Annotated in this window: 22 protein-coding genes and 1 riboswitch; of the genes, 7 read left to right on the plus strand and 15 right to left on the minus strand. The window is 53.5% G+C overall.

Annotation, left to right across the window (positions count from 1 at the left end; translation table 11 throughout):
* Positions 1-103: 103 nt before the first annotated feature.
* The 4 genes from PSTEL_RS20210 to PSTEL_RS20225 all read right to left on the minus strand — a co-directional run bounded on the left by PSTEL_RS20210 (position 104) and on the right by PSTEL_RS20225 (position 5262).
* Positions 104-2488: an S-layer homology domain-containing protein gene (locus PSTEL_RS20210; protein ID WP_038698132.1), complete on the minus strand. Its 2385-nt coding sequence runs from the start codon at positions 2486-2488 to the stop codon at positions 104-106.
* 239 nt (positions 2489-2727) lie between these two features.
* Positions 2728-3483 carry an ABC transporter permease gene (locus PSTEL_RS20215; protein WP_038698133.1) on the minus strand — a complete coding sequence of 252 codons (756 nt, stop codon included), beginning with the start codon at positions 3481-3483 and terminating at the stop codon, positions 2728-2730.
* The gene (locus tag PSTEL_RS20220) at positions 3477-4253 is read right to left on the minus strand and encodes an ABC transporter ATP-binding protein (RefSeq protein ID WP_038698134.1); all 777 of its coding nucleotides are present in this window, start codon (positions 4251-4253) and stop codon (positions 3477-3479) included. The genes PSTEL_RS20215 and PSTEL_RS20220 overlap by 7 nt, the downstream gene beginning before the upstream one ends.
* The gene (locus tag PSTEL_RS20225) at positions 4234-5262 is read right to left on the minus strand and encodes an ABC transporter substrate-binding protein (protein ID WP_052098721.1); all 1029 of its coding nucleotides are present in this window, start codon (positions 5260-5262) and stop codon (positions 4234-4236) included. Before PSTEL_RS20225 ends, PSTEL_RS20220 begins: the two co-directional genes overlap by 20 nt.
* Before the next feature lie 367 nt (positions 5263-5629).
* Here PSTEL_RS20225 and PSTEL_RS20230 point away from each other — a divergent pair, with 367 nt between their 5' ends.
* Complete coding sequence (locus tag PSTEL_RS20230; RefSeq protein WP_038698135.1) at positions 5630-5815, plus strand: hypothetical protein; 186 nt, start codon at positions 5630-5632, stop codon at positions 5813-5815.
* Positions 5816-6061: 246 nt separating this feature from the next.
* On the opposite strand, the gene PSTEL_RS20235 is transcribed toward PSTEL_RS20230, so the two are convergent.
* The 7 genes from PSTEL_RS20235 to PSTEL_RS20265 form a co-directional block, all read right to left on the minus strand.
* Positions 6062-6376 (minus strand): aspartyl protease family protein, encoded by a 315-nt coding sequence (locus PSTEL_RS20235; protein WP_342666519.1) that lies wholly within the window; start codon positions 6374-6376, stop codon positions 6062-6064.
* A gap of 68 nt (positions 6377-6444) precedes the next feature.
* Positions 6445-6693, minus strand: a complete 249-nt coding sequence (locus PSTEL_RS20240) for a hypothetical protein (RefSeq protein WP_038698138.1) — start codon at positions 6691-6693, stop codon at positions 6445-6447.
* 189 nt (positions 6694-6882) lie between these two features.
* Entirely contained in the window at positions 6883-7107 is a 225-nt protein-coding gene (locus PSTEL_RS20245) for a helix-turn-helix domain-containing protein (RefSeq protein WP_038698140.1), read from the minus strand.
* Between the two features lie 494 nt (positions 7108-7601).
* A riboswitch (cyclic di-AMP (ydaO/yuaA leader) is annotated at positions 7602-7770 on the plus strand.
* 159 nt (positions 7771-7929) lie between these two features.
* Complete coding sequence (gene ltrA, locus PSTEL_RS20250) at positions 7930-9252, minus strand: group II intron reverse transcriptase/maturase (protein ID WP_038698142.1); 1323 nt, start codon at positions 9250-9252, stop codon at positions 7930-7932.
* A gap of 582 nt (positions 9253-9834) precedes the next feature.
* Positions 9835-11226 carry a group II intron reverse transcriptase/maturase gene (gene ltrA, locus PSTEL_RS20255; protein WP_084065210.1) on the minus strand — a complete coding sequence of 464 codons (1392 nt, stop codon included), beginning with the start codon at positions 11224-11226 and terminating at the stop codon, positions 9835-9837.
* A 124-nt stretch (positions 11227-11350) separates the two neighbouring features.
* Positions 11351-11932 carry a hypothetical protein gene (locus tag PSTEL_RS20260; protein ID WP_038692815.1) on the minus strand — a complete coding sequence of 194 codons (582 nt, stop codon included), beginning with the start codon at positions 11930-11932 and terminating at the stop codon, positions 11351-11353.
* Positions 11929-12942, minus strand: coding sequence for a transposase (locus tag PSTEL_RS20265; protein ID WP_156995731.1), 1014 nt, complete (start codon positions 12940-12942; stop codon positions 11929-11931). Before PSTEL_RS20265 ends, PSTEL_RS20260 begins: the two co-directional genes overlap by 4 nt.
* 497 nt (positions 12943-13439) lie before the next feature.
* Between PSTEL_RS20265 and PSTEL_RS20270 the strand changes: the two genes are divergently transcribed.
* The 5 genes from PSTEL_RS20270 to PSTEL_RS20290 all read left to right on the plus strand — a co-directional run bounded on the left by PSTEL_RS20270 (position 13440) and on the right by PSTEL_RS20290 (position 18824).
* On the plus strand, positions 13440-13949 hold the full coding sequence (locus PSTEL_RS20270) for a hypothetical protein (RefSeq protein ID WP_038698144.1): 510 nt from the start codon (positions 13440-13442) through the stop codon (positions 13947-13949).
* A 29-nt stretch (positions 13950-13978) separates the two neighbouring features.
* Positions 13979-14431 carry an RNA polymerase sigma factor gene (locus tag PSTEL_RS20275; RefSeq protein ID WP_038698146.1) on the plus strand — a complete coding sequence of 151 codons (453 nt, stop codon included), beginning with the start codon at positions 13979-13981 and terminating at the stop codon, positions 14429-14431.
* A gap of 283 nt (positions 14432-14714) precedes the next feature.
* Complete coding sequence (gene efeO / locus PSTEL_RS20280) at positions 14715-15602, plus strand: iron uptake system protein EfeO (protein ID WP_038698148.1); 888 nt, start codon at positions 14715-14717, stop codon at positions 15600-15602.
* A 5-nt stretch (positions 15603-15607) separates the two neighbouring features.
* A complete protein-coding gene (gene efeB, locus PSTEL_RS20285; RefSeq protein ID WP_052098723.1) occupies positions 15608-16930 on the plus strand; it encodes an iron uptake transporter deferrochelatase/peroxidase subunit in 1323 nt (440 codons plus the stop codon).
* A 67-nt stretch (positions 16931-16997) separates the two neighbouring features.
* Positions 16998-18824, plus strand: a complete 1827-nt coding sequence (locus PSTEL_RS20290; protein ID WP_052098725.1) for an FTR1 family iron permease — start codon at positions 16998-17000, stop codon at positions 18822-18824.
* A gap of 317 nt (positions 18825-19141) precedes the next feature.
* On the opposite strand, the gene PSTEL_RS20295 is transcribed toward PSTEL_RS20290, so the two are convergent.
* The 3 genes from PSTEL_RS20295 to PSTEL_RS20305 all read right to left on the minus strand — a co-directional run bounded on the left by PSTEL_RS20295 (position 19142) and on the right by PSTEL_RS20305 (position 22035).
* On the minus strand, positions 19142-19852 hold the full coding sequence (locus PSTEL_RS20295) for a gamma-glutamyl-gamma-aminobutyrate hydrolase family protein (RefSeq protein ID WP_038698150.1): 711 nt from the start codon (positions 19850-19852) through the stop codon (positions 19142-19144).
* An 82-nt stretch (positions 19853-19934) separates the two neighbouring features.
* Positions 19935-20795, minus strand: coding sequence for a pentapeptide repeat-containing protein (locus PSTEL_RS20300; protein WP_038698152.1), 861 nt, complete (start codon positions 20793-20795; stop codon positions 19935-19937).
* A 79-nt stretch (positions 20796-20874) separates the two neighbouring features.
* On the minus strand, positions 20875-22035 hold the full coding sequence (locus PSTEL_RS20305) for a DUF2971 domain-containing protein (RefSeq protein ID WP_038698154.1): 1161 nt from the start codon (positions 22033-22035) through the stop codon (positions 20875-20877).
* Positions 22036-22210: 175 nt separating this feature from the next.
* On the opposite strand from PSTEL_RS20305, the gene PSTEL_RS20310 reads away from it, so the two are divergent.
* Positions 22211-23563, plus strand: coding sequence for an IS4 family transposase (locus PSTEL_RS20310; protein ID WP_038693644.1), 1353 nt, complete (start codon positions 22211-22213; stop codon positions 23561-23563).
* On the opposite strand, the gene PSTEL_RS20315 is transcribed toward PSTEL_RS20310, so the two are convergent.
* Positions 23513-25273 (minus strand): tetratricopeptide repeat protein, encoded by a 1761-nt coding sequence (locus PSTEL_RS20315; RefSeq protein ID WP_038698155.1) that lies wholly within the window; start codon positions 25271-25273, stop codon positions 23513-23515. The two genes, PSTEL_RS20310 and PSTEL_RS20315, sit on opposite strands and share 51 nt — an antisense overlap.
* Between the last annotated feature and the right edge of the window lie 21 nt (positions 25274-25294).

Raw genomic sequence — 25294 nt, forward strand, 5'->3', positions numbered from 1 at the left:
AACCTGATAATACGAAAAACCGGCTGAAGCTTAATCAAGCCTCAGCCGGGCACTCCTCTTGTTATGCTCTTAAGACGTTCGTCAGCCATTCATCAGCTGTGCATTAATAGTAGCGGCTCTGCCCGATCGTCTGATCCGTCTTGCCCTGAAGCTCTACAAGCTTCATTATAACTTGTGCAGCATCGGCGCGGGTTACGGCTCCGGTCGGATTGAATTTGCCGCTTTGGCCTTCAAGCAGGCCCAGTCTGACCGCGACGGCTACTGCTCCTTTGTGGGAGATCTGTGCGGCATCGGAAAATCCGGTAACGGAAGGATCATTCTCCAGAAAGGCCGAGAATTTATCATATCCCGTAAGGGAGGTCAACAGAACGGCAAATTGCTCCCGTGTCAGCGGTGTTTCCGGGTTGAACGTGCTGCCCGAAGCGATCCACTTGTTCTGAGCGGCATAAGCAACCGCCGGGTAATAGGAGCTGTCCGGGGCTACACCCGCAACAGCTTTGCGATCCTGTCCACTCATCACATAGACGCCCAGATTGCCTGCCGTGAGGGCATTGCCCATCCACGTTAGCCATTCACCGGTTGTGAGCTGCGCGTCCGGCTTCACCTTGCCGCTCTCGTCAGGAATGAGGATGTTGTACTTCACGAGCGTCGAAAGCGCCTCTTCGGACGGATTGCCCTTAATATCGGTGACGGAGGCATCATTCTGCAACTGGCTCTGGATCTGGTATTGAGGCGTCAACACGCCGGTAACAGCGTCGAGTATACGCTGAGGGCCGGTGACGGCATCACTTTCAACAGGAGTATACACCAGCTTGACAACCGGGTCCGTGTATCCTGAAGCATTGTAGCCTCCAAAGGACTGATATTGCAGCTTCGTTGTATACAGGCTGAGAATTTGAGCCAGAGCATCATCCTTGGAAACCTTGACGTCAGACTGCTTCAGCTTCGACGTATCAAGTTCTGTCAGCTGAGACGTATAATAATTCACCAAATTGCCGTCTCCATCCAGTGTAACGATAACACCGCCGTCATCGACCCGGATGCCGCCTGCAAACCGGATAAACTGGAAGCCATAACCGCCGTCCGCATTCGCAACGCTATTCTCTGGAACCACCAGCTTCAAGTTGTTGGAAGCGTTCGGATACAGCTTGTTGATCAGGGCGATGGCTTTATCCTTGGACTGCTTGTAGGTGAGCTTGCCAGTCTTCGGCTTGGCGGAATCCGCGGCTGAGCCGCCCGTCATGTCCTGGCTTTTGTTGTAGCTAAGAATCTGTCCCGTCAGGGCATCCACCGTCGCATAGGACTGGGACACCATGCCCCCGATTCCGCCGGATTGAATCCAGAACAGGCTCCAGGCCTTGCGGTCGGTGCCCGGGTAACCGCCGAAGAGCGTGCTGGAATTCAGCCGCAGGTTCGTTGGGATCGTGACAATCTTCTTCACGGCCTGGACCGCCTCATCGTTCGTCATCTCTTCGCTAGAGCTTCTCGGGGTGAAGCGGGCCTGCAGCTGCGGTACATCGGCATACACCGTCCGGGAGACCGTGCTTACAGTTCCGTCAATACTCAGCCTGCTTCCGGAAGCAGCGTCGATCGGGTACAATGCCGGCTCAACGGGCTTCCAGCCCAATACCCAGCGGTTGAGTCCGCTTGTGCCGTACACCGGGATATATACAAGCTCGACATCAAACTTGCTCTTGAAAGCCTGCTCCGCCTGCTGCGCTGTCCAGGCGGCTTTCGTCGAAGGGTAGCTCCAGTGCGCAGGCGTTTTGTTGAACATCTTCACGCGGCCGTTCCCGTCGATTCCGATGGTTATGTTCTCAAAGGCGGAAGGAATGCCTCCATGCTTGACGGTAAAATAGAAGCCATACTGGGCGGGGCCGAACAGGGAGGGATTCGATGCATAATAATAATTGCTGCTTGAGACCTCCAGATCATCAGCCGAAATGGATGACGCGGCCTTGGCAATAAAAGCTTTCGCCTTCTCCAGCGCCTGATCGCGGGTAATCGCAGGCGGATAATAGCTCTCATTGTCCTGATCGCCCAAATTTATATATGTACTGATCAGGTCGCCGTTAATGGCATCCACCTGGCTGCTGAAGCCGAAGGAGCCGGTACCGGTACGGAAACTCCATTGAATATCCCAGACCATCTGATTGGACGGGGCCGGAGATACGTTCGTAATCCCGAGCTGGACATTGGAGACTTCCGCGTCCTTCAGTTCGGGGAACAGCTCCCTGACCTTGGCAATCGCCTGCTCCTTCGTAAATTTTGCTTTCGTTGGATCTGCCGTACTGCTCTGCTCCGAGCCTGATGGAGAGCTTGCATTCACCACGACAGTATTTGAAACTGACGCGCTGGCAGCCGACGTTGCCGAGTCCGCATACACCCATCCGCCCGGAACCGCCAAGGCGAGAACCATAAGCCCGCTGGCAGCCGACTTGGCCGCTATGCCGGTGATTCTTTTTGCCACTCTGTCTGTTTTACTCAAATCCTCATCCTCCTTTTAGTATTTCTTCTATAATTATATAGTCTATTGTATTTATTTTCCATAGAAAAATAACCCCCTGATACTAAACACCTTATCGTGTGAATTAGATGCTGTTTATTTACCGGAAGATTAAGTGGAAATAAGTGATTGAGATTTCATATCCCTTCTTAATATAGATACATGACAAAAAGCCCTCTTTCGCCAACAGGCAAAAGAAGGCTGCCTAACAATGACAACGCCTAGCCGGTCCGCCATTTCATAAAGACACGGTCCAGCAGATCGACGATGAGAAACAGAATGAACCCAACCAGGCTGAAGAGCAGAATGCCTGCATACATCTGCGGATAATCGAGCCGCTGCCAGGCATCCATGATGAAATAGCCCATCCCGTGCTCCGTCCCGTAAATCTCGGTGAAGAACAGCACCGAAATGGCGGTGCCCAGCGAGACCCGGATCGTGCTCAGTATTACAGAGAGGGCACCCGGAAGCGTTACGTTCCGGAATTTATGCAGCGGTGAAGCTCCGATGCTGGTCAGCACCTCATAGGTTCCGGCCGGTATCGCCTTGACCCCGTCGCGTACGGAAATGATGATCTGGAAGATCAGAATCAGCATGATCATCAGGATTTTGGACCACTCGCCCAGACCGAAGAGGAGCATGACCACCGGCAGCAGCGCGATCTTCGGGATCGGATAGGTCAAGTACACCACCGGGTCCAGGACACGGTTCCAGAAGAGGGAGCGGCCCATGAGCAGGCCAATCAGCAGGCCGAGAACAAGCGCAAGCACCAGACCCGCGAATACCCGGTACAGGCTGTAGCCGATGTTCAGCCAGACAGCTCCCGGACTGAGCGAGAACATGGCGGCATATACGGCGGCGGGACCGGGAAGAATCGGCATATCGACCAGTACGGACAGCATGTACCAGACCAGATGAAGGCCGATCAGCACAGACAGAAGTCTGAGCGCAGACACCGTTCGGTTCTTCTTCACCATTTCGTCCGCATCACCTTTCGGATATACCTTGTCTGCTCGAAGAAAGCTTCACTGTCCCGCTTGTCTTCATCCTTCAGCATAAACACGGGATTGTCCACAATCTCCGGCTCCCCGCTCGCGCCCGGGATCATGACGACAATCTTCTGTCCCAGCAGAACCGCCTCCTCCACGTCATGCGTGACGAAGAGCGCGGTGATTCGGCGGGTCCGCCAGTTCTCGAGGAACACCCGCTGCAGCGCTTCGCGCGTCATGGCGTCCAGCGCCGAGAACGGCTCGTCCAGCAGCATGATCTCCGGCTGCAGGGCGAATGCCCTGGCGACGGCGGCACGCTGCTGCTGGCCGCCGCTAAGTGAGAGCGGATAGCGCCCCGACAGCTCGGCGATGCCCATCGCCTGAAGCTCGCGGGCAATCCGCTCCTCCCGCTCCTGCTTCCGGCTCCGCCCCGGAAGCGTCACAGCAAGCGCCGCGCGGAGATTCGCGGCGACGGTCTTCCAGGGCAGCAGGCCATAATTCTGGGGAACCAGCCCGATGAGCGGTTCCCTTCCGGCAGCGCGCTGCCCGTTGTAGGTAATCTCCCCCTCATAGCGGGGGAGAAGCCCGGCGACGGCGCGGAGCAGCGTCGTCTTCCCGCATCCCGACGGCCCGACCAGGGTGTACAGGCCGTGCTCCGGGATGCGGAGATCGACGGGCCCGAGCGCAGCCGGGCCGTCATGGTAACGGACGGTCAGCCCCGTAAGGCGCAGACCGTCCTCAGTTCTTGAACTGGACATCGGAGATCACATCCTCCGGGGTCAGATCTTTCGTCAGCAGGCCTTTCTCCTTGGCCCAGGCGAAGGCTTCCTCGACCTGCTTCGGATCGACCTGCGCGGCGGGGGTGTACGCCGGAACCTTGATTTTGTCCTTCAAATCTTCAGGGTAGCCGACGGTCTTGATGATCGTATCAATGTAGTCGCTCTGATCATGGGACTTCATATAATCGACGGCTTCATCATAGGCCGCATACATCGCCCGGATCGCCTCCGGTTTCGCGTCGATTGCCTTCTGCGGGACCGCCAGTACGAACGGATTGATGCCCGCGGTCACTGTGGAGCCAAGGTTGCGGAGTCCTGCGGTCTCGCCCATCGTGACATAAGGCTCCGGCAGAATGGCCGCATCCGACTTCTTGTTCTTCAGCAGCTCCAGCCGGGTTGGAATCTGCGGAACCTCGGTCACCTGGATATCGTCTTCGGTGAGCCCAGCCTGCTTCAGCATGGTAGCCACCGTGTATTCGGTGGATGTATTTTTGGACAGGATCAGGCTCTTGCCTTTCAGGTCCTTGACCTCCTTGACATCATCGCTTCCCGTCAGCAGATCGAACTCGCCGAAGGTGCTGCTGGCGATTTTGACATCAAGTCCCGCATTATTGTAGATGGCCACCGCAATCAGATCGGCGCTTAGCGCATCGAGCTTCCCTGCTTGAAAGGCCGCGTCGCGGTCCTTGGCGCTCTTGAAGGTCTGGATATCCAGATTGACGCCGTGCTCGGTGTCAAAGCCCTGCTCATGCGCAATGATAAAAGGAATTTCATCAATGGACGGCAGCATTCCCATCGACAAAACCGTGGCTTCGGCAGGCTTCGCAGAGCTCCCAGGAGCAGCCGTAGCGGTGCCTGCATTCTCGCTGCCACTGTTCCCCGAGCCACAGGCGGAGAGCAGCGATCCCGTCAGCGCAAGCGCAGCCAGGGGCAGTATGTATTTTCGGCCAGCAGATGATGCGTTGTTTCTTGTCTTGAAGTTGTTCATATGTTCAGCAATCCTCCGTCATCCAAGTATGGTTCAAATGCCCGTTCAGGCTCAAATAATGCCATTTTACACCCGGTCTCTCATTTTGTATATTTTTAAATTTGATTGACATAGAGACGATCCAACATTTCCGGCCTTCATTTTTCCGCTTTAGGCACATTCTAATTCGCCAATCCACAGTGTCCACCATATAAAGACATAGCTCTCTTCAATACGCACAAAAACTAATAAATTCACAGTTTATTCTCTTGTTTTTGTCTTTTCCTCGCGGACACCCCCTTTTAAATCTCACGTAATATGTTATAATGTAACCGTAACCAAAGTATTGGATTTCTACTCGATCCATCGTCCAAGGAGGATGAAGGAAATGCTGGCAGGACTCAAAGAGCTGAAGAACCGAATCACCGGAACACGGCAGCCGTGGATACCCACGGAAGGGGAAGATTACTGGAAGATCGAATACGGCGCAGAGCGCCTGTTGCACAATCCGCAGCCCCGAAGCCCGCTGACTTATGAGCAGGAGGCCCGGATCAAGACAGTCAAATACCACTAACAACAAGCGGTCCCTGGACCGCCGTTACATGAACCGCTTTCCATAAACCGACTGCACAACAACAAACCGCAGAGCACCGAACCTGTTTGGGCGTCCTGCGGTTTGTTCTATATAAAGTCTCTATTTCTATTTGCCCTCTTTATGTTCGTTATGTATCAGCCTCTGCAGTTGCAAATCCTTCCCGCCTGGCACCCAAATTCAGGAAGGGGGGAACTAATAAATATCGCTAGTGCCTTGAAGTTGGGGCTACTTTACAGGACGAGTTGAGTATAATTCCAGTTCCTTCATATCCACGATGAGTCCGTATGTTTTCAAAATATCCAGACCGAGCAAGCCTTTATGGGTCTTGGGGAGAATGCCGACATCAACTTCCACGTGTTCAATTTTCAATGTATCAATGACAATTTGATCCATGACTTTGGTGTAAAAAGGCACCGTACCGCCTATGCCATACGCTTCGTATACAGAGTCGCCGTTTTCATACGTTACCCCGATTTCTTCCAGCACGTCAGGACTGAAAATCGTATGAGACGAACCCGTATCTATAATGATATCTGTCATCGTCAAGCTTCTCCCGCGATAGCAGAGCGTTATTGAAGCAGTCAGGAGTTGCCCATCATATGTTAACTTCACGAGTTCCGTCTCACTCTCATTAGAGGGTCTCTGCGTAGATGAACGATGCATTCCTCATTGGAGGTATGATAGACGAGACGTCCAGCTTCCGCATTGAAAAACTCCCTATTGGCATCCTTCTCAGCAACTGCTCGAATCGGCGCTACATCCGTAATGACTTTCTTATCGTCTTCCTCGTGGAAGTCAATAATGGAAAGCAGAACAAATTGGTCGGGAAACAACTCTCTGACTTGCTGCCACTGCATCGTATATCCCTCCAGTTCAAATCGAAGTTTTATTATCATAAGTTATTTTATCACTCATCAACCGTTGCTGCACTGGACTCGAAAATTTGATTCAGCCCCTCACTTGCTTTTTTCAAAAAATTTCCACACAACAAAAAACCTCCTCTCGGCCATCGGCCAAAAGAAGGCTTTACGCGCAACGCGGGCTCGCTAAATCTTGAGTTCGCCGAGCTTGATCAGTTCTACAACTGCTTGTGAACGGCCTTTTACATTGAGCTTCTGCATAACATTGGAAATGTGATTCCGCACTGTTTTTTCGCTGATGAACAGCATGCCTGCGATGTCCCGCGTCGTTTTGTCTTGAACAAGAAGCTCGAACACTTCGCGTTCTCGATGAGTCAGCAAAAATTTGCTGGGATGTTCGTTCCCCTTCATGGTGGTGTCACCCCTCCTTGCCCGGGATTGTTTGGTCTAACAAGGTAAAGGGATACAGTCAAACCATACTATGAGCGGGAGGTTTCAATGGTGCCGTAGCGCCCGCAAAATGGGCGCGGCGATGCAGCGTTTCCGAAATCCGAATGTGGCTGCCTGTAACTGCAAGGAGCGATATGCCTAATTCAGACATTCCGTCCCTGCCCGCTGCCGGGGATTCCATCTTCCTTCATCTTTATTAGATGAGGTTTATTGCTATTTGACCTGGGTGCAATCGGCAGATAATCAGCAGCCTTAAGTCCCCTTTTCCCCTAAAAATGAAAAACAGCGTGCGAGCGAGATAATGGGCCGATAAACGTCAACATATATGCGTTTAGCCACTCTGTTTCATTCACTCCACCCAATTTAACCGAAACTCGCCATTGCGCCTCCCTTTTCCTTTTTTACAAAAACAGCCCCGAAAGAGTATGATTCGTTTTGAAAGTTATTCATGAAAAATTACAAGAACGCTGAATTCCCGGCGCACGGGAAACGGGGGAACCACCAGGCGAAAGCCTACTTGGGGTGAATCCTTAGGAGACTACAGAAATGCGGTCTCACAGGGTAGGGCGACTCTCACCGTCCGAATCCGACAGCTAACCTCGCAAGCGTATAGAGAGAGATCCTGATCCGCCACGCTTTTGCGCCAGGTTTGTTAAAGCCTGTATCGAGTAGGAGGGGGCGGCAAGCCCCCGTCTCCGGGTAGAAGGGCCACCCAACTGGTGACCCGAACCCCCACAGAACCCGGCGTGCGGATTTCCCGCACCGGGCTCTTCAGAACTGGTTTTACAGCATCGCGTATGTCTTCAACCGTTGATACGGGATGAAGATTTTCGGTCGCATCAGTGGAAACAATGAACGTAATCGCTGGTATTCTTCCCAGGTAACGTAGCTCTTTCGGCTTCGTCTACTCAGCACTTTCCGCCAGTAGGTGACGGCTGTCGCGTAGACTTTGCTCAGACACCTCATGTTGCCTGCCATTCCATAATAGGCATAATGTCCTTGCAACATTTGGTTAATCTTCTTTGCTTGTACCTCCAGCGGTTCATGCTGCATTCTTCTCATGGTTTCCTGCATGTTTCCCATACTTCGCTTCAGTCGCTTTTTCTCCGTCTTTCTCCCCACCATAAAGTTCCCTTGCCGGTTTCGCGTGCAGTAATGTGTGAATCCCAGAAAATAGAGCGTATCCGGCTTCCTCTTCCCTTTACTTTGGCTATGTTTGCTTGCAAATCTCCCAAACTCGATTAATCTGGTTTTACTCGGCTCCAGCTCCAGCTTGAACTTATGAAGCCGATTCACCAGCCCTTCCTGAAATCGGATGGCGTCGCTTCGGTATTGAAAACAGACGATAAAGTCGTCGATATACCGAATGAGATAGGCTTCGCCTCTAAGTCGCGGCTTCACGGCTTTCTCAAACCATAAGTCCAGCACATAGTGCAGGTACACATTGCTTAAAACCACACTAATGGAGCCGCCCTGCGGCGTGCCTTCTTCACTGGCGTGGATTTTCCCGTCTTCCAATACGCCAACTTTAAGCCAGCGCTGGATCAGCCGGAGAATTCGTGGATCACCAATTCGATGCTCCACAAATTTCATCATCCACTCATGATCAAGGCTGCCAAAGAAATTCTTTAAATCGGCTTCGAATACCCAACCCACCTTTTCTCCGGCTATGATCTCATTCAGTGTTGCTAACGCGTTGTGCTGCCCTCTGCCCGGTCTACCTCCAAACGAACAATTCAGAAAATCTTGCTCGTAGATAGCGGTTAGTATCTCTGCTGTGCACCGTTGTAAAGCTCGGTCTGCCACGGCCGGGACACCTAACGGACGTTTCTCCTTCTTTCCAGGCTTCGGTATCCAGACTCTTCTTACGGCTGGCGGATGGTAGCCTTTCCGGTGGATGGACGTGAGCATTTCTTCTGCCCACACCTCGAAGCTTTTCATCGCTTCGTCTCGGGTAACCCCATCTACGCCGGGTGCTGTTCGTTTGGGAATATGCTGCAAACATTCTTCTAGACGTTCTTTAGAGATATGGTGAGTAAGCGAAGTAAACTGTAGCTTCGAATCCTCTTGTGCTTTTGCTGCTATTCTTTCCAATCCTGTTGTCATGGCTAGGTTCTTCCTTCCGTTGTATGAAGGCCTGTGTCCTCCCGTTGTATGGAGCCCATGTTGCCTTAGAAAGATTCCATTTCTGCTGACCGCTTCCCCATGTAGCAGGCTCTCCCTGCCTCGGAGTACTATCCGTCAGTAAGACTTCCGGCAAGTCATTGAGCCTCCCTTGCTTTGCAGGCTTGTTCGGCTCTACCAAAAAAAAATTTGGAACTGCCGGATCTCCCTTGTTCCCAAGAAACCCTTGGACAGCATGCTGTAGGTACGAACCCCGGAAGCCTCGGTCATCCTCTTGCCCTTTCGATGATGCCGCTTCTGCCTTCTCCACAGAGAAATAGGATCGGCTGCTTCAACCACGTTTGATTTCGGGGCTAATCATCCTCTTCACTTGATTCCGGCCTACTGTCTCCCTGTCTACGCTTCGCCGTACATGTTACCATGCACCACGCAAGACTCGGTACAGGACTGCTGGCTAGGCTTTGTCCTGATCACCATTTCAGGCGATACGTGTTTCTTGAGCTTTTCAAGGCGCAACTCTCACACCACCGTACATGCGGGTCCGCATACGGCGGTTCCAAAAGGTTAACAAAGTTCCAGATAACGTGAAAGCAAACTTTTCAGACCTTTCGCTTCCCAGTAGGAAGTCGGAAGGGCATTATTCGTGTTCCGGGACATTTCCCATGCGCCTCGCCGCGAGTTGGCCATCCTAAAACAAGCCCACTCTGGAACCCCAAGTGCCCGGAGTTCGCGGATTCGTGTGCGCACTCGCTTCCATTGTTTCCACAGACACATTCGCAGTCTTCTCCGAATCCACTGGTCTAGTGTTTGGAGGTGTTTCTTCGCCGATGCCAGATGGAAATAGCCGAGCCAACCCATTAAATACTGGTTTAGCCGGCGAATTCGTTCTTCCATGGAAATGGACCAGGTTCGATTCGTCAGTTCACGAATTCTTTCCTTGAACCGTGAGATTGTTTTCGGTGCTAATCGAATGGTTGCCTGTTTCTGGCTCAGGAAACTAAACCCTAGAAACTTCCGGTGCCAAGGTCTGGCTACCGCACTTTTCTCCCGGTTCACTTTCAGTTGTAGCTTTCCTTCCACAAATCGGCTGACCGACTCCATGACTCGTTCGCCCGCTCGTTTACTCGCCACAAAGATATTACAGTCGTCCGCGTAGCGTACGAAACGTAGGCCACGTCCGGTCAATTCCTTATCCAGATCATCCAGTAGAATGTTTGCCAAAAGCGGACTGAGCGGACCGCCTTGTGGCGTTCCTTCCCGGCTGCGCTCCAGCTTTCCGTCCACCATGACTCCGGCGTTCAGAAAAGCACGAATCAGGGTCAGCACTCTTTTGTCCGCCACTTTCCGCGCCACTCTTGCCATCAGCATGTCGTGATTGACCTGGTCAAAGAACTTTTCCAGATCGAGATCCACGACCCATCTCAGGCCACTTCGGATGTATCTTTGGGCTTGTTTGACGGCGTCATGCGCACTCTTTCCCGGCCGAAAGCCGTAGCTATACCAAGAAAAATGGGCGTCAAAGATCGGGTTCATCACTTGTAGAAGGGCTTGCTGGAGAAAACGGTCCATCACGGTCGGGATGCCTAGCAGCCGCACACCGCCTCCGGGTTTGGGGATTTCCACCCGTTTGACTGGCGCAGGTCTGTATGTTCCCGCCAGGAGTTTGGTTTTCACCGCTACCCAGTGCGTATTCAGGTAAGCTTGTAGATTCGCTACTGTTACACTGTCCACACCGGGTGCTCCTCCGTTTTGCACCACTCGCTTGTACGCGAGCCGAAGGTTATCTCCTTCGAGCATTCGTTCCAGCAAGTTGTTCTCTGCTTTGCGAGAGGAAGGGACGACTTGTGCCGACGAAGAACTCGGCGCTCCAGCATACCCGGGCGGCTTCACCGCTTCTCTTTGCTGGCAGCTCTCTTGCGAGATATTCGGCTGTCTTTGCTCTTCATACGAACGCATCGCTTTCCTCTCTCCTTTCGGTTCAGCCCTTCCGTAAGCTGTTGCAACAGCTTACGTACTATGGCTTCTGCTGACTCCTGCCAGTTCAGCGTAGCCTCTCGACTACGGTTACAAGTTTTTTTTTCTACGCCTGCCCAACTAACGAACAGACGCGTTGTTCAAGCTGAGCTAAATACTGCTGAGGCTCTCGTCGAAACCGGAGCCGTTTCGTTCCTTCAAGCAGTCGGGATTCCCATTGACGCCGTTCCTGAAAGTAGGTTTCATAAGGAACCTGCTGAAGTCGGTGCTGCACATTTTCTTGCATCAAGGCATCCTCTACCCAAATCACAAACTCGCCATTACGCCAAAGATACCGGTTCCAGCTACGAAGACCCGTCATTCGGCGGTGTCGGGTCTTCGTTCGGCGGAAACAGCGTTCCTGGTCGTTATTCGTCCGGGGAAGATAAGCGGTGTTGTAGCAAGCAAACAGTCCCGTCCAAAATCCGGTTGTATACCGTTCGAAATTCTCCACCATGGGCTGGTCTTCTTTTCGGATAAACTTCGCTCTTAGTTCGAACTTCAGCCAGTTCATTCGAACTTGCGTTGTCTCACTGCTTGTCCCAGACGGAGCACCCAAAATATGGGCGGCATCCTCAAGAGGCTGGCACCAACGCTTTACCTTTCGGTATGCAGGACGGAAGGAATCCAGTTTTTCAAACAGCTTCAAGAGTTTCTCGCTGTAGGTGAACCCCCTTTTTTAGCGCTTCGTTTCAAGGAATTTCGGATCGCTTCTGCTTCTTCAAACACTCGTACTCCGGGAAGGTCGAGCGGTGGGTTGCCGTCTTCGAGCAGAACGGAGCGCACAGCGGCCAGGTAATCTTTAGCGAGGGTTGCTTCTTCGGAAGGGTCAGCCTGAACTTGTTTTTCCAGTTCGCGAATACCACGTAAGTTTTTCTTAATCCCGGTTTTGAGTTTGCGATCCAACTCCACGACCGGTTTGGCAATGTCTTTCAGGTAATGGTACTGGCAGTATTGGTAGGGTACTTCCGGCCACAGGCCGGACATCGCCAGGCGGATAGAATGTTGGCCGTCGCTGAGCAGTCCAATTATGGGAAAACCTAAAGCTTCCACGGGTCTCAGCAGTTGTTTCAATTCTTCGGCGCTGCCGCTTTTGAGGTTTTGCGCGGCCAGAATGCTTCCACTGAATCCTTCGCGGACCACATACAGAGTTTCATTGCCTTTCTCAGGCTGTATGCCATCCATGGATAGCAGTAATCCGCCGTGTTCACGGACTACTTCTTTCAAGTTTTCCCGGAGATGGTCGGTGACGGAAGCGCGAAGCAGCGTGAGATAACGCTCATACAGCCGCTCGCAATTACGCTCGGAGGTGACAACGCCCCGTCGATTCAATTCCTCATGCAATTCAGACAAGGTGTAGTGATGTTTGAAACGAAGTTCGCCTACAAGCGCGAGGACGTCAAACCCATATGAGGTATGCTTCATGACTAGCGCATCGGCTTCAGCTGAGCGATAATACGATCCGGGATAGGGGCATTCCGAATTCGGACAGGCATAGGCCATATTCCACACGTCATAGATGCCGCTTAATGTATTCACGTATTTATGCCAAGCGGTATGATGCCGCTTGAGTTTGGTGCCACAATGCGGACATTGCCGCAATTCACTGTGAAAGTAGATCCGTTGTTCCGGAGTAATTCGGTTTTTGGTTGAAGGCATTATAACCTCCTCCTTCCTTACCCTCTATTACCCGGTTTGTGCTTGTATTCTGCCAACGTTAGTAAAACGGGCAGGCGTAGTTTTTTTTCTTGCATGCCTAGCAGGTCTCCCCAGATAAGAACGTCATCTTTCCGCCCGCGACCACTGGAGTTTACCGCACCAGCCCTTAGCGGCTTTGGATTTCGTCATGTAGTGGTGACTCATCCGACTGGCACAGCCTCGAATCCAGTTCGTGTACCTTGGCCCGTGCTTTTGCCTCCGGCTTCCTTCAGATTCCACCTCACGATGGACACCCTTGCCCTTGGCTAACGGTAGGCGCTCGCCAGCCCCCGTTCGGGACTTTCACCCTAAAGATAACGCCCATGCTGGGCGTACACTGAAGCCGCAGCAGAGGTCCTCCTCTGCTGCGGTTTTTTGTCGTACCTGCATATGCTGATTTTGGGAGATTAAGTGATTCGAAACTTAGGGAATTGGAATTCTGAGGAGGAAAAGCTGAAATGGATCAGCGCAGTCTGTCACGTATTGAGGTGTTTGTATTCAAAGCTCCTTGGCCCGCCTTTTGCGGCCCGGAATCGTCCGGTAACTCCCGCTTTGGCATTCTGAAGCTGACCTGCAAGGCAGGATACAGCTGGGCCCAGGGCTTATTGTGCGCAAATGATAGGGATTTTGACTTGATGAAATGGAGCAGCTTCCTGCGCACCATCCGTCATTGCCGACTGGATGAAGCCATCGAGATCGTCCGCCGCCAGAGCCCGGAATGGGAACAAACACAGCGGGAGATGGTACAGATAGCCCTGCTGGATTTACAAGCGAAGCTGCAGGGAAAAGTACGGTCCGCGCACATCCAGACAGACTTGCGACTTCATGCAGTTGCCGCAGGCAACGGCTTAAGTCCGGGACAGATGTACTATAAACCCTCAAGAAGCCTGACGCACCCGCAGAGCTGGACGGGGCTGGACATGGCGGAGCTTATCGACAGATCCATCGCTTATTGCTCCATACTATAGATTTCATATTCAGAGAGGACTGTGAGATCATGCCTGACCCTTTATCGCAACAGCCGCCTTCCTCGGCCGGGTACGCGCAGTATGTTCAGAAATACAGCGGGAGCATCTATGCACTCAGCAGACTGCTGCTTGGGCTGGAAACCGAGGCGGAGGAGGCTGCGGTGAAGACCTTTGCCGCGCTCTATGAGCCTTACCTGCAAAAACGCTTAGATCCGCTTGCCTTCTCCCTTGATGCTTACCGTGAGTGCATCCAGCAATGCTCCCGGCTAACACAAGCCCGCAAGCCCTGTTCTGCAAATACGCTGACCTGGGAAAGCCGGCTTATTCTGGCGCTCCGCTACGGCTTGCAGCTCCCCCTGCCCGAAATCAGCGCCATTCTCCAGCGAAGTGTCCCCGATCTTAAGGCGCAGCTCAGACAGGTGCGCGAACAAATGGCTGGACAGGAGAGCTTGCTGCCGAAATCCGGTTTAACCGCCGGGTGAAGATCGAAGTCTAACAAGAAAGCTTAGTGACTGCGGCCTCAATAAAATCATGATTTTGCAGACAACAGAGCTGCGGCACCTTGCCGCGGCTCTCTTTATTTTGACGTTCAGTATACAGCTGGCAGCCCAGAGCATCTAGTTTGAAGATACGCCTTAGTAATTTTAGATTTTAAAAAGGCATTAATTCAAATTTGATATTGACATCGATTTACTAGCCCGCTATGATAAGTGCAGTTTAGGTGATAATGATTATCATTTACATTATACATAAGGGGTGTTTGACGTGAAATTCCGTTATACCGTTCCCGCAGGTATGCTTGCGGCCACGATCCTATTATCCGGATGCTCAAAAGGAGGCGAAGAAGCTGCCGGAGAAGCCGTACAGACAGCGAAGGCTTCGACAGCTCCTTCTCCTTCTCCATCCGCTTCATCAGCCACCTCCCAGGCGGATTTCACTTCCGCGATCTCGCAATACCGCGAGTATGTGATCGCCGAATGCGACGAATTCGTCAAGCAGACGGAAGCCTTCGTTCAGGCCGTCAAAGCCGGCAAGCTGGAGGAAGCGAAGAACCTGTACGCGCCCGCGCGAATGCACTATGAACGAATCGAGCCGATTGCCGAAGCGCTCGGTGATCTTGATCCGAATATCGACGCCCGGGAAGGCGATGTGGATGACAGCGAATGGCGGGGCTTCCACCGAATCGAGAAGCTGCTCTGGCAGGACGGCAAGACCGCCGGAGCAGAGGAATACGCCGACCGTCTGCTGAGCGATGCCCAGCTTCTCCGGGCCAAGGTCGAAACAGCGAGCATCGATGCCTCTCTCCTCGTGACGGGCGCGGTCGAGCTGCTTAACGAAGTATCCACTTCCAAGGTGACCGGCGAAGAGGAGCGGTATTCCCATACCGACCTGTACGATTTCGCAGCGAACGTGGAGGGTGCGGAGAAAATCTATGAGCTGCTGAAGCCCCAACTGGAACAGCAGGACCCTGAGCTGAGCCAGACGATCAGCGAACGCTTCAAGGCGCTGTACAACGAGCTTGCTCCTTTCAAGCAAGGCGACGGCTACGCTTCTTACACGCTTCTTAAGCAGGACGAAGTCCGCAAGCTGAGCCAGAACCTCGACGCGCTGGCCGAGCCGCTGTCCAATATGGGCACGATTCTTGGAGTGTGAGACCGATGAAATCGAATCGTCACGAGCCGGGACATCAAGACTCCGGCAGACAAGAACATGATATTGAACAGCCTTCTTCGGGCACCAAAATCAGCCGCCGCGACATGCTGCGGCTGACCGGCGCTTCCGGACTTGGCCTGCTGCTGGGCGGCGGCGCCGTGGGCGGACTGCTCGCGGTTAATTCGGCGGAAGGAACGTCATCCGCAGGTACCGCTGATGGCGGCAATGAATTTCCGTTCTACGGCGAGCACCAGGCGGGCATCGTAACTCCGGCCCAGAACTTTCTCTGCTTCGCTTCCTTTGATGTCACTTCAGACAATATTGCCGACCTCAGGAAGCTGCTGAAGTCATGGACGGAAGCGGCGGACGCCATGATCTCGGGAACGCTGATCGGCAGCACCAATGATCATCCGAATCTTCCCCCGTCCGATACCGGGGAAGCCGACGGACTGGCGCCCTCACGGCTGACGCTGACCTTCGGCGCCGGCCCTTCCCTGTTTGACGGCCGCTTCGGCCTGTCAGGCAGCAAGCCCGCCGGATTTCAGGATCTGCCGGTCTTCCGGGGCGATCAGCTCGACCCGAAGTGGTGCGGCGGGGACTTATGCGTGCAGGCATGCGCCGACGATCTGCAGGTCGCCTTCCATGCGATCCGCAACCTGGCCCGGATTGCCCGGGGCACAGCTGTCCTCCGCTGGACCCAGGAAGGCTTCCAGCGCACGGGATCGGCCGACCCGAAAGGCGGAACTCCGCGCAATCTGCTCGGATTCAAGGACGGCACGGGCAACCCGGATACACAGGACGCTGCTATCATGAACGAGGTGGTCTGGGCTGGCAGTGAAGCGCCCGCCTGGCTGAAAGGCGGAACCTATATGGCGGTTCGCCGCGCCCGGATGCGGATCGAGGTCTGGGACCGCTCCTCGCTCAGCGACCAGGAGGCGACCTTCGGCCGTCACCGGGCCAGCGGCGCTCCGATTGGATCGAAGAACGAGTTCGATACGCTTGATCTCTCCGCAACTGACAGCGGAGGCCGGCCGCTGATTCCGGCCGATTCGCATGCCGCGATCGCCCACGGCGACGGCTCCGTGAAGATGCTGCGCCGCTCCTATTCCTACTCGAGCGGCCTTGACAACATAACCGGCCAGCTTGATGCCGGGCTGCTCTTCATCAGCTTCCAGCGGGATCTTCAGAAGCAGTTCGTCGAGACCCAGAAGAAGCTGGCCGCAAGCGACCGCCTGAACGAATACATCACCAATATGGGAAGCGCCGTATTCGCCTGCTTCCCCGGAACCCGGCAGGGAGGCTACATCGGCCAAAGCCTGCTGGGCTGACCTTGACTTGGATGACTAATTTGGGATGACTAATTATAGAAGTAATTCGTTAAAGGGGGCTTACCGGATGACAAGCGTACAGCTAAGCGGGATGAGAACCAAGCGCAAGCGCCCGCTCCCGCTTCTCGCCGCGGGAGCGCTGCTGCTCGCGCTCTGCGCGCAGCAGCCTTCCTCCGCTGCCGCCGCCGCAGCGGACAAGACCGACGCGCTGCTGCCGCCTGTCGGCAGCGCGCTCGTAGAAGCGGGAGACGGCCGCTGGAGCGAAGCCGCGGCCGATACCGAGACCTTCGCCGCGCTGTGGCGCGAGGCGAAGGCCTCGGAGGCGGACCCGGAGCTTGCGGGTCCGGCCGCCAAGGTCGACGCCGCGCTCGCGGAGGCGTCGAAGGCGCTGCAGGCGGGCGGCGGAGCGCCCGCCAAGGCCGCGCTGTCCACGCTCGCAGGAGCCGTGGACGCGTATGTGACCGCCGCCGCTGCAGACGGCGGTCAGGGTGAAGCCGCCGGGCCGGAGGCGGCGGCGAAGCTGCTTCCCGCAGCGGATCGCGCGCGGGAAGCGGCGGGCCGGGCCGACTGGGACGCGGCCCGGAAGGCGTACAGCGACATCGCCAAGGGCTGGACGGCTGCGGAGCAGGCCATCAGGCAGGGCAATGCCGCTCTGTACGGACAGCTTGAGACGAAGATGAGTCTCTTGCGGATCGCGCTGCAGGCCGAACCTGTCCGCGCCGACGCGGCCAAGACCCAGGCCGAGTCGCTGTACCGGCTGCTGGACGATTACAGCGCCGGACGAACGGCTGCGGCAGCTGCCGAAAGCAGCGGCGCGAAGACTCCGACCATCGACAGCCTGATCGCCAGTCTCCAGAAGGCGAAGACGGCTGTTCAGGGTAGCGACGCCGCTGCGGCGGCGGCTGTTATGGAGACCTTTATCACGGACTGGCCTTCCGCCGAAGGCAAAGTCCAGGTCGCCTCTCCGTCTGCCTACACGTATATCGAGAATGAGAGCGCCGCTGCCGCTGGCTATCTGGAATCATCCCCGCCGAAGCTGGAGAAAGCCGCCCAGTCTATCGACGGTATGCTGGCGAAGCTGACGCCGCTGGCGGGCGAAAGCTCTTATACCGCCTGGGATGCAGCGCTTGTGCTGCTGCGCGAGGGCATGGAGGCCGTGCTTGTACTGGCCGCCTTGCTCGCTTATCTGAAGCGGAGCGATAGCCCGCAGGCACGCAAATGGGTGTGGAGCGGCGCGGTCAGCGGCCTGATCCTCAGCCTTGCGCTTGCGGCGGGGCTGACCTACGCTGTGTCGCTGGCCTCGGCAGGCGGAACGCGGGAAGCCATTGAAGGCATCACGGGACTGGTCGCCGTCGTCATGATGCTGTTCGTCAGCCGCTGGCTGCATGCGAAATCAAACACGCAGGCATGGAACCGCTATGTCGGCCGTCAAGTTGAAGGCGCGTTAGCCAAGGGCAACCTCTGGTCGCTCTTCCTGATCTCGGCTCTGGCCATTCTGCGCGAAGGTGCGGAGACGACGATCTTCTATGCCGGCATGGCGCCTTCCATGAAGACGTCCCAGCTGCTAACCGGTATCTCGGGCGCGCTTGCGGTTCTCGTATTGGCCGCCTATGCGGTCATCACGCTAAGCGCGAAACTGCCGATCGGCCTGTTCTTCAGGACCGCATCGTTGCTGATCTATTTCCTGATCTTCCGCTTCCTCGGCGAGAGCATTCATGCTCTCCAGGTCGCCGGAAGTGTACCGGCGCATACATCGGAGGCGCTGCCGTCCATAAGCGGCCTGGGCCTGTATCCCACATGGGAGAGCCAGTTGCCGCAGGCGGTCCTGCTGCTCGCGCTGCTCTTCGGCTTCCTGCGGAGCCGGCTGTTCTCCGCTCCGCGTGCGGCAGAGTAGCTGCTCAGAGGCACCGCACCGGCGGCGGGGAATTGCACTGCTCGAGCATTACATCGTACACCGGTCAGGAATTACACTGCCAAGGAATTGGAGCACTTTGGAATTACACCGCTCGGCATTACCGTTCAGGAATTGCAGCGGATGCCGGGATCGTCACCCGGGCCGGCATCCCCATCTCCTTGCATCAAGCAAACAGCTGCAGTCCATGGTTCTTTTGGGGAACCTGACTGCAGCTGTTTTTTTACCATAGATGATGTATTTTGTTAGGCCGCGCATCTGCACTTCTACTGAGAATGGGATGCCCGCTCTTATTGCCTTCAGCAAGCATGAATAAACGCCCGGAACAGCGCGAGACTGCTGTCGTCGGAGCGGTAGGTGAATTCGGGATGCCACTGGACGGCAAGCACGAACTTCCGGTCCGGAAGCGTAATGGCCTCAACGAGCCCGTCCTCCGCCAGTCCGACGGCAAGCAGCTCTGTGGCCAGCTTCTTGATTCCCTGGTGGTGATAGCTGTTGACGTCCAGCGTTTCTCTCCCTACGATGTCATGCAGGAGATTTCCCTTTTCGATGTAGATCTTGTGCACAGGCCGGTCATGGGGAGGCTTCTGAACGTGAACGATCTCCGTCTCCGTTCTCCGCTGGGAGGGAAGGTCCTGGTACAGCGTTCCGCCAAGCAGAACATTGAACAGCTGGAGTCCCCGGCAAATGCCGAAGGCCGGCTTATCAAGCGCGAGAACATCCGCGAACAGCCGCCGCTCCAGCTCATCCCTCTCATTTGATACTTGACCGCATACCTCCAGCGCTTCCTCGCCGTACAGAGCGGGATTTACATCCTGTCCGCCGGTAAACAAAAACCCGTCGAATGTCTCGGCCAGTCTCCGGATGTAATCCTTGTCAGATGTCAGCGGCAGCATAACCGGGATCCCGCCCGCCTCTTCAATGCCTTTCATGTAACCCGGAAGCATCCAGTAGCTGTCTCTTTCTACGTCCATCAAAGGCAGGACGCCAATCATCGGTTGTTGTGCCATGGTCTTCTCCTCTCTGTCTTTCTTGTCTGACATAAAAATCACTGCTGCCCCGCGCAGCTCCGCCGAACCAGTCATCCCGGTTTTAGGTCCTGGTATGAGGTTCCAGCCAATGCACGGGCTTGTCCAGCCGGGGCGGCAGCTTCGTGCTGCGGCTGCCATGCGCCGCATTAAGCTGTGCCTGGGTCAAATAAATGCCGCCAGTCAGGTCGGCGCCGCTTAAATCCGCGTCCCGCAAATCGGCGCCGATCCATTCGGCGTACCGGAGATCGGCATCCCGAAGGTCCGCCGCAATCAGCAGCGTTCCGCGCAAATTGATTCCCGGCAGATCGGCTCCCCTTAAATGCGCCCCGATCCAATCCATCCCTTTGGGTGTCCGGCGTGCGGCATTCTTCCCGCCTCTATTCGCAGGTGCCTGGGCCCGCACGAGAGCGCCCGCTTTCAGCAGCCATTCATTCACTTCCGCGCGATGTCTCTGGATGTCCAGACCCAGCACATCCTCAGCGCTCTTACTGGCAAGCTCCACGGTCTTCTCCAGCATCTCCTTCAGACCCGGATGGACAGAACGTGCCGCATCCGCATGCAGGGCGTCGTCCAGGTAGTAGAGCATTTCGTGAAGCTGCTGCATCACGGGAAACACCTGGTACATGTTCTCGGCTAGCTCCGGATGGGTTCTCCAGTCCTTACCGGCGAAGGTAATCTGCGAGACCCGCTGCCCGGCCCCGAAGCAGTCGTATACCGTACATCCCTTCATCCCCTTGGCCCGCAGTCCGGCATGAACATCGCATCGGAAATCGTCTTTGAGGTTCGAGCAGGGAATGCCCCCCGCCTTGTCAAAGGCAAAATCGGCCGAACGGGCAAAAGGCAGCGCGACGCAGCACAGGCCGAAGCAGCTCGCGCAGTCGGCGGTCCACTCGCTTTTGCCGGCGGCATTACGTTTAGTCATTGGTGCACTTCCTTCTATAGTATGAACTCTGTCGATCTTTCATTAGAATACCATAGACGGCCGCACAAGAGACGGGGGTTTATCTGAACTTCACCTTTGACTTCTCCACTATCATTTCCGGGTCCACGTATTTCAGATAGGGGACGATCTTGCCGGGCTGCTCAACCTTCGGCCCCAGGATGATTTTCGAAGCGCGGAACGGCTTGCCGTCGTCTTTTTCCAGATACAATTCGGGAACGGGCGAAGCTTCCATGTTCAATTTAATGTCGGGAGAATCCGCAGGAGCATAACGGATAAGCCGAAGCTCTTGCTCATAGGCATAATCTTCGGTTTTGAACAAGAATCTGATCTGGTCGATCGCCTCCGTCAAATGAAGGAGAATTTTATCTTTTAACGCTTCGTACGTAGAGTCGCTCTCGCATTCCCTGGAGAAAAAGCTGAATTCATTGACGATTTCCTTAAGTTCCCTGGCTACAATCTGTTCGTTCTTCTCCAATTGTTCCAATTCTTCTTTCGGCTGCTTGTCTTCATCTTTGCCGAATTTCAGTCTGATTTCGTCCTTGCAATCATTATGGATATAGGCTACCCGATAGGGGATATATTTCTTCGATGAACGATCCGCCAATTCCCATTCGCTCTTGAAATCATGCTCCAGCATATCGTAGTCGCTGTCGAAGAAATCGCTTCGCATCACAAGACAATAACCCTTCCCCTGGTCACCGTATTGCGCCCACATGGGCAGTTGGTCGATCTGCATCGTCAGACTGTGCAAATATACATTGCTGGACTGCATATCCGTATCGGCCGAGTTGTAGAAATTATCCCGCACCTCATTCAGCAGGGGGCTCTCCTGTTCATGGCATTGAATCAACGCATCGATCAGCATCAGCCCTTCGGAGGGATCGTTCATATATGCGGCGTTGTTAAGCCGCAGTTTCACGGCTTTGGAGTTATCCTCTTCCGGCTTCTTCATCACTTTTGACAGCACGCTCATACGGGAATAATGGGCCAGATGCTGTCCTTTGGTGACATCGAAAGCACAGGCATTCATCATATTCCTCAACCGGATTTGCATCGTAATCAGCCTTAACTGAATATCTTCCTGATCACTGAAATCCTCTATAATTTTGCTTAGAAAATAAAACTGGGTATCCTCCAATAATTCGGCGTGCACAGACACGAAATATTGAATAATCCGGTAGTCTTCAGGAATATTGTCCCGTTTTCTCCTGATGATCATTTTTAGAAAAGAGGTAACATTATTACTCAACTTTCGCACCTGGAAAAATGGCTTAAACCCTTGAGCGCGTAAGGAGAATTCAATAGATTTACTCGTATTGACAAAAAACACCTCGCTTGTTTGGTATCATGGAAGTGTCGAGCTTACCATGCCAACAAGAAAGGTGCGTAACCCTATGTTACAACAACATTCCCTGTCTGAACAGTCTCGCTTTTCCAAACTTTTTGCCACTCTTCACATTGGAAAAACCTTACGGCAAGCGGGCATTTCTAAATCTTTCGGTCTTTCCAGTCTAGCCATTTTTCAAATCATATTCTCTTTGGTTTTCGAAGGGAAGAACTGGTTTCGGCTTTTGGAAAGTGACCGAGGAGCAGATCTTCCTGGCAAAGATGTTGTTTATCGGTTCTTAAATCAAGCTTCTTTTGCGTGGCGACGCTTTTTGCAGGCTTTAAGTCTTCGCATCGTGCGCCATTTTGAATCGCTTATTTCGTCACATCGAATACGTGTGTTCATTATCGACGATTCTGTTTTGAGTCGAAACCGGAGCAAAAAAGCAGAGTTATTGGCACGAGTTTTTGACCACTCTACGGGCAAATTCACCAAAGGCTACACCATGCTGACTCTAGGTTGGTCTGACGGTTTTAGCTTTGCTCCGATTGACTTTGTCATGCTGTCTTCAGCCAAATTAGCCAACCGTCTGTGCGAAATGGCTTCGACTCTCTCCAAACGCAGTAACGGCTACAAGCGCCGGATGGAGGCCTTATTTCGGAAGCCGGATGCTGTCGTAGCCTTGTTGGAACGAGCTTTACGTGCCGGATTGGCCGCCGACTACGTGCTTATGGATAGCTGGTTTACTCAAGCTCCACTGCTCCGTGAGCTCGCCGCCAAAGGGCTTCCCGTGATTGGTATGGTGAAGGAAATGAAACAACGCTACCTGGTTCAAGGTAAGCGAATGACACTCGGCGAGGTGTTTCAAAGCCTTCCCGCATCGAACGCGAAAGACATTAAAGGCTCGGTCATCGTGCACACCGCCTGCGGTTTGCCTGTGAAGCTTGTGTTTGTCCGCAACCGGAATAAAAAACGGGAGTGGCTGGCCATTTTAAGTACCGATGTGACGCTGGATGCAGCTGAAATCGTACGAATCTATGGCATGCGCTGGAGCATAGAGACCTTTTTCAAAGTCACCAAAAGCTATTTGAAACTGGGAACTGAATTTCAGGGCCGTTCCTTTGACGGGCTGATTAGCCATACGACGATTGTATTCAGCCGATATTTGGCAATGGAATACGAACGGCGTCAATCGAGTGATGACCGAACCTTGGGAGGGCTCTTCTTTCTCTTTGCCGACGAGGTCCGCGATCTGGACTACCAGACCGCGCTCCAGCAGCTCATGAGTTTATTTCTCGAAATGTCCCAGGCGAAAACCAAGAAGAACAAAATAGCTGTTTTTTGTCAACTACAGGAATGGATCTCCGGTTTACCCAGCTATATCAAGGGTTTGTTTGGAGATTTGAGCTGCGAAAGTTGAGTTATTATCTTCCCGTCTAGCGAATTTTTTTCCTTCTACGAATAATGACTTCGCCTGTTCAAGATCACCGATCTTCAAATAAGACAACCAGCCCAAAAAATAATAGTGACTTGGATCTCCATTCTCTCTCCGATTGCCCCGATCGATCTTGACCACCTGTTCCGAATATTTTAACGCTTGTTCCAAATGGCCATCATAATAATGTGCGACTGAAAGATGATAATAGAGATAGGATTTCTCCGGAGATATTCGGATAGCTGCTTCAAATGCGCTGCATGCCTTAGAAAAGTTCTTCTGTCTGATATATGCAAGGCCCAGTCGATTATGGTAGCCAGCTTCCTTTGGTTTTAACTCAATCGCCTTTAATCTGGCTTGTATTTCCTCGTTAACTGCTCCCATATTCCGATAAGAATTTCCAATACTATTCCAGTAATCGTCATTGTCCCCTTTCAGCTTAATTGCCGTCTTTTTCGCTGCTATCGCCGCTTTATAATCCCCCCTTGCATCCTGACTGTTTCCCAAGCTGCTCCAATAGCCTGCATTGTCCGGCTGCAGTTCTGTCGCTTTGATTTTCGCTTCTACAGCTGCTTCATAATCCCCTTTTGCATGTTGACTGATTCCTAAACTATCCCAAAAAACCGCATTCCGGGGCTCCAGTTCCGTTGCTTTCTCAGTTGCTGAAACAGCCGCCGCAAACTCCCCTTTCTTATGATAGCTTGTGCTCAGACTATCCCAATACAACGCATTTTGCGGCTCCAGCTCCGCCGCTTTCTTTTTCGCCGCTACCGCTTCTTCATAATCTCCCTTGGCCTGCTGGCTGCTCCCCAGGTTATACCAATAACTTGCATTATTAGGATCTAATTCTGTCGCTTCTATTCTACAGGCAATTGCCTCTTGTAATTCGCGTTTTCCTCGATAACACAGCCCCAGGGCATTCCAGTATCTTCCTCTTCCCGCATCAATTCTCTTAGCTTTTTGTAACGCTTCTATCGCATCATCAAAATTTCTTACTTCTAAGTAGGCTGACCCCAAATTCCCCCAAATTACAGCATCCTCCGGTTGTAAATCCGTGGCTTCCGAATATTCTTTGATCGATTCATCATACAAGAAATGCTTGTAATAAAAGTTACCCAAGTTATTGATAGCTTTCGCTATCGACTCGTTGTTCCCGCCTGTCCGCTTATTCTCCGCATCCGTCATTAAAGCAGCCAGTTCGGTAAACCACTCATATGTATCCGATTCTTTGCACACAATCGTTATGTTCCGTATGTCACCATCCGCTTTGAGAAAACACAATATTTCCTTCAGCAGAATGGCTTCGGCCTTGCCAGCCGGATAACCGATCGCCTTAATGCTCTCGCAAGAAACAGCGACCGTCTCCGCCTGATGCGATTCTGCAAGTTCGAGTGAACGCCGGCAGCATGACACCACTTGGTCCTCCTCATCAGCATTCCCCTCTGCCCATCCGGGCGCTGACGCATGAATGATCCATTTGATTCTGTCTGACAGCTCATAGGCCCCCGTTATAAAAGCTTCACCGGCAACGCAATTGCCTTGCCTCCTGCATTCTTCCAGCAATCCCTCTCCCGCTTCTCTAAAAATGACATCTCCGGCCCCTTCGCCAAAAGGGGTGCCCTCAACATAAAAATGGATTAATGCGTCAAACTGCTGACCCGTCAGATCTCCCTCTCGAATTTCTAGTTTATCCATCAATATCTTCACTCCTAATTT

It is taken from the genome of Paenibacillus stellifer, from assembly GCF_000758685.1.
GTDB classification, from domain to species: domain Bacteria; phylum Bacillota; class Bacilli; order Paenibacillales; family Paenibacillaceae; genus Paenibacillus_AQ; species Paenibacillus_AQ stellifer.

Excerpts from the sequence above, each read along its gene's own strand:
- PSTEL_RS20295 (WP_038698150.1), bottom strand. The coding sequence starts at position 19,852 with ATGGCACAACAACCGATGATTGGCGTCCTGCCTTTGATGGACGTAGAA.
- PSTEL_RS20315 (WP_038698155.1), bottom strand. The coding sequence starts at position 25,273 with ATGGATAAACTAGAAATTCGAGAGGGAGATCTGACGGGTCAGCAGTTT.
- PSTEL_RS20310 (WP_038693644.1), top strand. The coding sequence starts at position 22,211 with ATGTTACAACAACATTCCCTGTCTGAACAGTCTCGCTTTTCCAAACTT.
- PSTEL_RS20240 (WP_038698138.1), bottom strand. The coding sequence starts at position 6,693 with ATGCAGTGGCAGCAAGTCAGAGAGTTGTTTCCCGACCAATTTGTTCTG.
- PSTEL_RS20245 (WP_038698140.1), bottom strand. The coding sequence starts at position 7,107 with ATGAAGGGGAACGAACATCCCAGCAAATTTTTGCTGACTCATCGAGAA.
- PSTEL_RS20305 (WP_038698154.1), bottom strand. The coding sequence starts at position 22,035 with ATGATCATCAGGAGAAAACGGGACAATATTCCTGAAGACTACCGGATT.
- PSTEL_RS20270 (WP_038698144.1), top strand. The coding sequence starts at position 13,440 with ATGGATCAGCGCAGTCTGTCACGTATTGAGGTGTTTGTATTCAAAGCT.
- PSTEL_RS20215 (WP_038698133.1), bottom strand. The coding sequence starts at position 3,483 with ATGGTGAAGAAGAACCGAACGGTGTCTGCGCTCAGACTTCTGTCTGTG.
- ltrA (WP_084065210.1), bottom strand. The coding sequence starts at position 11,226 with ATGCGTTCGTATGAAGAGCAAAGACAGCCGAATATCTCGCAAGAGAGC.
- PSTEL_RS20235 (WP_342666519.1), bottom strand. The coding sequence starts at position 6,376 with ATGACAGATATCATTATAGATACGGGTTCGTCTCATACGATTTTCAGT.
- PSTEL_RS20230 (WP_038698135.1), top strand. The coding sequence starts at position 5,630 with ATGCTGGCAGGACTCAAAGAGCTGAAGAACCGAATCACCGGAACACGG.
- PSTEL_RS20300 (WP_038698152.1), bottom strand. The coding sequence starts at position 20,795 with ATGACTAAACGTAATGCCGCCGGCAAAAGCGAGTGGACCGCCGACTGC.
- PSTEL_RS20290 (WP_052098725.1), top strand. The coding sequence starts at position 16,998 with ATGACAAGCGTACAGCTAAGCGGGATGAGAACCAAGCGCAAGCGCCCG.
- ltrA (WP_038698142.1), bottom strand. The coding sequence starts at position 9,252 with ATGACAACAGGATTGGAAAGAATAGCAGCAAAAGCACAAGAGGATTCG.
- PSTEL_RS20265 (WP_156995731.1), bottom strand. The coding sequence starts at position 12,942 with ATGCCTTCAACCAAAAACCGAATTACTCCGGAACAACGGATCTACTTT.
- PSTEL_RS20220 (WP_038698134.1), bottom strand. The coding sequence starts at position 4,253 with ATGTCCAGTTCAAGAACTGAGGACGGTCTGCGCCTTACGGGGCTGACC.
- PSTEL_RS20275 (WP_038698146.1), top strand. The coding sequence starts at position 13,979 with ATGCCTGACCCTTTATCGCAACAGCCGCCTTCCTCGGCCGGGTACGCG.
- PSTEL_RS20225 (WP_052098721.1), bottom strand. The coding sequence starts at position 5,262 with ATGAACAACTTCAAGACAAGAAACAACGCATCATCTGCTGGCCGAAAA.
- efeB (WP_052098723.1), top strand. The coding sequence starts at position 15,608 with ATGAAATCGAATCGTCACGAGCCGGGACATCAAGACTCCGGCAGACAA.